Here is a 6,677-nt window from a genome sequence, read left to right as displayed (position 1 = left end):
AAGGAAAAACAAATGAAAACTTTAGAAGAAATGCAAGCTATGGATGAAGAAGCTATAAGGGAGTTAGGTTGGGAGTTTTTTGATCTTATTAAAAATAATAAACTTAAAGAAGTGAAAGAGTTTTTAAAAGATTATCCCGTGCCTGAAGTATTTTTAGAGAAACGTCGTAAGGTATATTGGTGTAATCATCCTATACCTTTTTTTAGCCCTAGTTCTACTTTAGCTTGGGCAGGGATCGCTTATGATAAGAGTCAAAGTTTTGAAATGATGGAGTATTTTGAGAGTTTAGGACTTAAAGCTGATGATGAATGTTTAGGAAAAAATGCCCTTACTAGTTATATTGGAGTAGGTGGAAAAAATAAAAAAATGATTGATTATTTTTTTAAAAAAGGATGTAAATTTGAAGTTTATGATGAACGAGGTGCCACTCCTTTGCATTCTTGGATATTGCTTGGTGATCCTGAGTCTGTAAATTCTTTAGAAGTGGCTTTACAATTTGGTGCTGATGTAAATATGAGAAGGATTGAAACAGAACATGAACATAGTTATATCGATGCAGGAAAAACCCTTTTACATATAGCTGCAACATCTGATAAAAAACCTATTGGAACTTGTTTGGAAATTTTGATCAAATATGGAGCTGATGTCAATGCTGCTAATTGCACTATCAATGAAATTAAAGATGATAAAATTGATTATTTTGAACCTGATACTCCATTAGATAGGGCTATTTCTTTTGGGATAAATAAAAATAAAACAATCTTAAAAAAAGCAGGTGCTAAGACTTGGGAACAATTGGTTAAAGAATACAATATTGATACAAGTTTAGAGGAACCAGAACAAATTAAAATGTATGAAGAAAGAAGAAAGATAAAAAAATAATAAAAAGGAGGATTTTTTCTTGAAAATTAAATTTCATGATGTTAAATTTTACATTAAAGAATTTGAAAGTGTAGATATTATCGGTGGTTATATTGCCTTTTATGCACCTGTAAAAGAGCATTTAGAGGTAGAAAAAATTCAAAACGATCAAAATCCACAAGAAGAAATCCTGCAATTTAACAAAGATAACTCCCAAAAATATCTAAAAAAAATCAACCAAGAAAAAGAAGAGAAAATCGCACAGCTTGGACTTAACACCAGCGAAGATATTAATAAAGAATTTGATAAGTTGGACAATAAGGCTACTCCTGTTGGAAAATTTGTAAGAAAAAATTATGACTATGATATATTTTATGATGTTTATACAAAAAAAGATAATTACATAAAAAAACATGATTGCATAAAAAAAATTCCTATAAAAAATGGTGTCGCAAAAATAGAACAAGGAACTTTAGAAGATTTTTATGGTGGTGATAACCCTCAATGGTGTCTTATACCTAGATTACTTCCTGAAGATGATAATAAAGATTTTGAATTTGATCCTGTTCCTATTTTAAATAGTAGCTTTGTGATTTTAGAATTAGCAAATTGTAAGCAAAAAACTCTTACTTTTCAAAGAAAAATAGCTCAAATAAATAATCCAGATGATTTTAAGTTTCAAACACCTGAAGAATTTAAAGAAATGCTTAATAATAAAACAACCTTTGCTGCTTATGGTGGCAAAAAACAACAAATAGAAGATCTTATAAAAACTGCCAAGTTAAAACTTAAAATATTGGAAAAACTTGATCCATCAGAAATTTCTAAAAAAACTAAAAAAAACTTGATAGACAAACAAAATAAAAAAATTGAAGAATGTGAAAAAATAAAAATAGATCTTGAAGAAAATAAGAATAAAAAAATCACACCCAGTGTTATAGGAGATGCGGGAGAATACATCACCTCTTTACTTTTTAAGAAAAGATCTACACGCCATTTGAGCAATCAAAGAAAAATTGATGCTAATTTCAATCTTCATAGTTTTAATCACACCATACCTGATTTTTTAGTGATCATCAATGATATTCCTAGTTTGGTAGAGGTTAAAAATGTCCAAGTTCAAAGCTTGACAGAACAAATAAGCTTTGAATTAAAACTTGCTAGAGAATATGAACTTGATTATTTTTTCATATGCAATAACTATACACAATTAACAGAAAATCTTTCAGGAAGCGCATTGACTCTTCAAGAACATGAAGCATTGATAAAAAATAAAGACAAGGTGAAGGAATTTGATGAAGAAACAAAGGCAAAGAAAAAAAATACAATAAAAGAGGTTTTAAGGTCAAAAGATAAAAATTGGTATAAAGTATCAGATGTTGGCACTTCTCGTTTGAGAAATTTTTCAGAAGAAGCTGGAGATCAAGGTTCAAGAAATGGCTTTATTTATCATAAACATTTACACAGAAGTATAAAAACAGTATTTAAAGAAATGTATTTACATCATATCAAAGGTGTAGCACCCAATAAAATAGTGATAAAAAGATTTGACTTAAATTATGAAGAAAAATTAGAAGAAATTTTTAACCAAAACCAAGAATTGCAAAAAAATTCTGGAATTGCAAAAGGATAAAGATGTTAGATAAAATAACAATCAAAGGATATAAATCTATAAAAGATTTATCCAAATTTGAGCTTAAAAAATTAAATATTTTAATAGGTGCAAATGGTTCGGGCAAAAGTAATTTTATTTCAGTATTTAAAATGCTTAATGCTTTATTTAATAAAAATTTGCAATTTTTTACACAAGATAAAGGACCTGATAATTTTTTACATTTTGGCAGAAAAAAGACTGAAAATATATATCTTGAATTTGCTTTTGGCAAAAATGGTTATCATGCTACCTTTGTTCCAACGAGTGAAAATAAGCTTATGATATTAAATGAATATATTTTCTTTGATGGAGACTATAAAGACTATAAAGAACCTATAGGAAGTAATCAACTAGAAAGTAATCTTTCAGATATAATAGAACGAAGTTATTCTAAAAAAGTAGCACAACATGTTCTAAATGAAATCAAAAAATGGAAACTTTATCATTTTCATGATACAAGCGATACAGCCAAGATGAAGGGAATGTGTGATGCAAATGACAATCTTATATTTAAAGAAGACGCACAAAATATAGCAGCTTATCTTAAGATGCTTCATGATAATCACAATAATCACTATGAACAAATTTTAACGACTATACAAGATATCGCTCCTTTCTTTGGAGGATTTATTTTTAGAACTAATGAAAATATACAATTAGAATGGTATCATAAAAATAATCCTGATACTCCTTTTAAATCCCATATGCTTTCTGATGGGACTTTAAGATTTATATGTTTAGCTACTTTATTACTTCAGCCTTTTGAGTTGATGTCGGGAACGATTATTATTGATGAACCGGAATTGGGACTACATCCTTATGCATTAAAGGTTTTAAGTGAAATTATTAAGAGAGTGGCTAAAGAAAAGCAACTCATTATTTCTTCACAATCTGTAGAACTGATAAACCATTTTGAAGCGCAAGATATTATAGTAGTAGATAAAGAAAACGATGAATCTACTTTTACAAGAATGGATGATGAAAAATTAGAAGCTTGGCTTGAAGACTATACACTTGGAGAAATTTGGGCAAGTAATCTTATAGGCGGGAGACCAAAATAATGATTACAAGATGTTATGTGATTTGCGAAGGACAAAGTGAGGAAAAATTTATAAATGAAATTTTAGGATCGTATTTTTATAACTCTAATGTTTATCTTACTCCACTTATAATACCTACATCTAAAGGACATAAAGGTGGAGGACTTGCGTATGATAGGGTTGTTGATTTTATCGTTAAAAAATTAAAACAAGATTCACAAGCTTTTATGACAACAATGTTTGATTACTATGGATTGGATAATAGATTTTTAAAAGAAAAACAATGTAATAAAAATATATATGAACACGTTGAAAAAATACAAAAAGATTTTGATGAAGCAATTAAACAAAAATGTGATACAAATAATTTTTTTAGCTATATACAGCCACATGAATTTGAAAGTTTGCTTTTTAGTGATATTACAAAAATAATTAAAGCAGATGCTGAATGGAATAAAAAACTTATTTATAAACTAGAAGACATTGTCAAAGAATTCGATAATCCAGAATTTATTAATAATAGTAAAGAAACAAGTCCTTCAAATAGATTAAAAAAGATTTTATCTTTTCCAAGCTATAATAAAATCTTGCACGGTGGAAGAATCGCTAAAGAAATAGGCATAGATAATATAAGATTAAAATGCCGACATTTTAATAAATGGTGTGAAAAAATTCATAGTTTAGGCAACAAAAAGGAAAATAGTGAAAAATAAAAATTTATTTCACAAGAATTTGAAAAAGGTTTTTAAAAATAGCAATAAAAACACCTCAAACACCTTCAGGAATTAAAATGAAACAAAATATAAGCGCTAATCAAGTAAGTTTTTACCTTTTTTCTACAAAAACCTTTAGCGATGAAAAATATCTTGATGCTTGGAGTTTAAAAGGGAATCGTTTAAATTCTCAAGATTGGTTTGAATTTAAACAAGCTAATAAAGGTAGTTTTTATAACAAACATTTAAATGATACTTTAAAAGCTATGCAGAAACTTAAAGCTTATTTTAGTATCGATAAATTTGAAGGCATAAATTTACATGGAAATGATGAATGGTGCGATTTTCTACCTTCAAATTATCTCCAAATTTACGATAGGCTATGTTTAGATAAAAGCAAATATATTTTACATAGATATTATCAAGAAAATGATTTAAGCGAAATAGGAGCACTTAAAAATCTTTCTCCTAATTTTCCTTTTTGGAATGAAAGTGGTGAAAATTTTTCTCAAAATCAAATCAATGCTTTTATAGATAAAGACAACTTAGCACCCTATTTCAATAAATATGATGTTTATTTTAACTCTTCGCTTAATTTAACTTTTAATTTCAGTGATGAAAGCTTAAAATATCTAGTTGATAATTATAATCATAGAATCAGTCATACTTTTATCCCAAAAAGTCAAGATGAGATACAAAAAGAATTAAATTTAAGCAAAGAAGATAAAATCATTTTAGAACTTGAAAATATGTTTTTAGATCTTTGTAAAGGCATCAGCGCTGATTATGCTTTTATGGATTTTTCTTATTTTTTTTCGGGTTATAACTATATATTAAATTCTAAAGATAATGCTTTTAAATCTTATCCTGCCACCCAAAATACACTTATTTATAAAAGAAGTTTTAAAAAACATATAGAAAAATATGCGAATAATTATTTTTTAAATTACTATTCTAAAGAGTTTTTAAAAGAACTTGATAATCAAGAGTTAAATGAAGATAGACTTAATCATTATCTTATCAATTACAACAAAATTCCAAAAAACACAGAAGAAGAAAACATACAAGGCATACTTTCTAAACAAAAAGATATAGATATCAATTTTGTAAATTTTATAGATTATAAAGACTATGTTTATAAAAATAAAGATGATTTTTGGGAGTTTTCAGCAAAAGAAAATTCTATACTTTGGGAAAAATTTCTAAGTAAAAATACCCTAAAACCTTTTCCTTTAAATTTTGATTGCTCTTTAGAAGAAAAGCTTCTTTATGCCAAAGATGAACAACTAGAAAACATACTTAAAACCCACAAGACTTTTCATGGCTAAAAAAAGAAAGATAACTATTCCTAGAATAGAAGATATTAATGTAACTCTTGATACTTCTTGTTTGCATCCTATATTGGAAGATAATACTTTATTATGTTTACATGGAGGTAAAGTCAATTTAAAAGCAAAAAAGGCTAAAAGAATAAAATATAATAATGTTCCTATTATGTTACACGATGAAATACAAGGAGCTAGTATAAGTGGATGTTTAAATCCTCCAGTAGCTGGAGGACCTTGTACTAAAGTTGCTTTGGTATTTGCTTATACTTATTCAGATCATAAAGTTAATAATAAACATTCTGTGTTACAAATGGGTTTGATAGGAATGAGTATAAAAGGTTATCCTATATTTGCTATACCTAAAAAGAATAAAATTAAATTTGCTTTAGCTAAAATACAAGCTAGTCCTCTTGCTAAGATTAAGTATGATAGGATAAGATGGCAAGGGATAGGAGATAAATTAGGAGCGGCACAAAAAAGCAAAGAGAAAGCAAAAATGCTTTTATATTTGGAAAATGAAAATAAAAAAGGTAAGGTAAGTGATAAAGAAGTTCATCTTTATAAACATAATGGAATATGGCCTAAAGATACTCCAAAACCTAGAAGTCCTGATTATATTCTTGAAGATGGGGAGATTGATTGGCCTAATAAATATGGTTATAAAATTCCACCTAAACCAAGAGAAATCACTCTAAAAAAAGGGGCAAAACTAGACAGATATGGGGATAATTCAGGTGGCTTTGTTTGTCCTTTTAAAGAGAAAAAAGGAGTGATGCCTTATGAAAAAAGATCATTGCCTTATGAAGATAATGAAGCCATGCAAAAAACCTATAAAAGATATGAAGTATTAGAAGATATTAATATGGAGAGTGTTGATAGAAAGGTTAGAATGAGTGGGAATGAAGAATTAAAAAAAGATATTAAAACATTAAAAGAAAAAAACAAATTCCATTCCCCAAAAATAGGTAAAATATCTCCATGCTTTGAACAAGAAGGTGGAGGAACACAAATTAAACTTCCTATTTCCATAGAAAACTTAATGCAATTAGGTTTTATCAAACAAATATAATAATAAAGGATA

General features: G+C 27.6%; 6 protein-coding genes. All 6 read left to right on the top strand.

Annotation, left to right across the window (positions count from 1 at the left end):
- The first annotated feature begins 12 nt into the window (after nucleotides 1-12).
- The 6 genes from AJ886_RS03890 (at nucleotide 13) to AJ886_RS03865 (ending at nucleotide 6,665) form a co-directional block, all read left to right on the top strand.
- On the top strand, nucleotides 13-882 hold the full coding sequence (locus AJ886_RS03890; protein WP_070287149.1) for an ankyrin repeat domain-containing protein: 870 nt from the start codon (nucleotides 13-15) through the stop codon (nucleotides 880-882).
- Between the two features lie 19 nt (nucleotides 883-901).
- Nucleotides 902-2,494, top strand: coding sequence for a putative toxin (locus AJ886_RS03885; protein ID WP_070287148.1), 1,593 nt, complete (start codon nucleotides 902-904; stop codon nucleotides 2,492-2,494).
- A gap of 2 nt (nucleotides 2,495-2,496) precedes the next feature.
- Nucleotides 2,497-3,576: an AAA family ATPase gene (locus AJ886_RS03880; RefSeq protein ID WP_070287147.1), complete on the top strand. Its 1,080-nt coding sequence runs from the start codon at nucleotides 2,497-2,499 to the stop codon at nucleotides 3,574-3,576.
- Nucleotides 3,576-4,268, top strand: coding sequence for a DUF4276 family protein (locus AJ886_RS03875; RefSeq protein ID WP_053872819.1), 693 nt, complete (start codon nucleotides 3,576-3,578; stop codon nucleotides 4,266-4,268). Before AJ886_RS03880 ends, AJ886_RS03875 begins: the two co-directional genes overlap by 1 nt.
- Nucleotides 4,269-4,345: 77 nt before the next feature.
- Complete coding sequence (locus AJ886_RS03870) at nucleotides 4,346-5,596, top strand: hypothetical protein (protein WP_070287146.1); 1,251 nt, start codon at nucleotides 4,346-4,348, stop codon at nucleotides 5,594-5,596.
- Nucleotides 5,589-6,665 carry a TNT domain-containing protein gene (locus AJ886_RS03865; protein WP_186820741.1) on the top strand — a complete coding sequence of 359 codons (1,077 nt, stop codon included), beginning with the start codon at nucleotides 5,589-5,591 and terminating at the stop codon, nucleotides 6,663-6,665. The genes AJ886_RS03870 and AJ886_RS03865 overlap by 8 nt, the downstream gene beginning before the upstream one ends.
- The last annotated feature ends 12 nt before the right edge of the window (nucleotides 6,666-6,677 follow it).

It is taken from the genome of Campylobacter sp. BCW_6465, assembly GCF_001762815.1.
Lineage (GTDB): Bacteria > Campylobacterota > Campylobacteria > Campylobacterales > Campylobacteraceae > Campylobacter_D > Campylobacter_D jejuni.
Note: the sequence above shows the minus strand (reverse complement) of the source record. Positions and strands in the feature narration are given on the sequence as shown.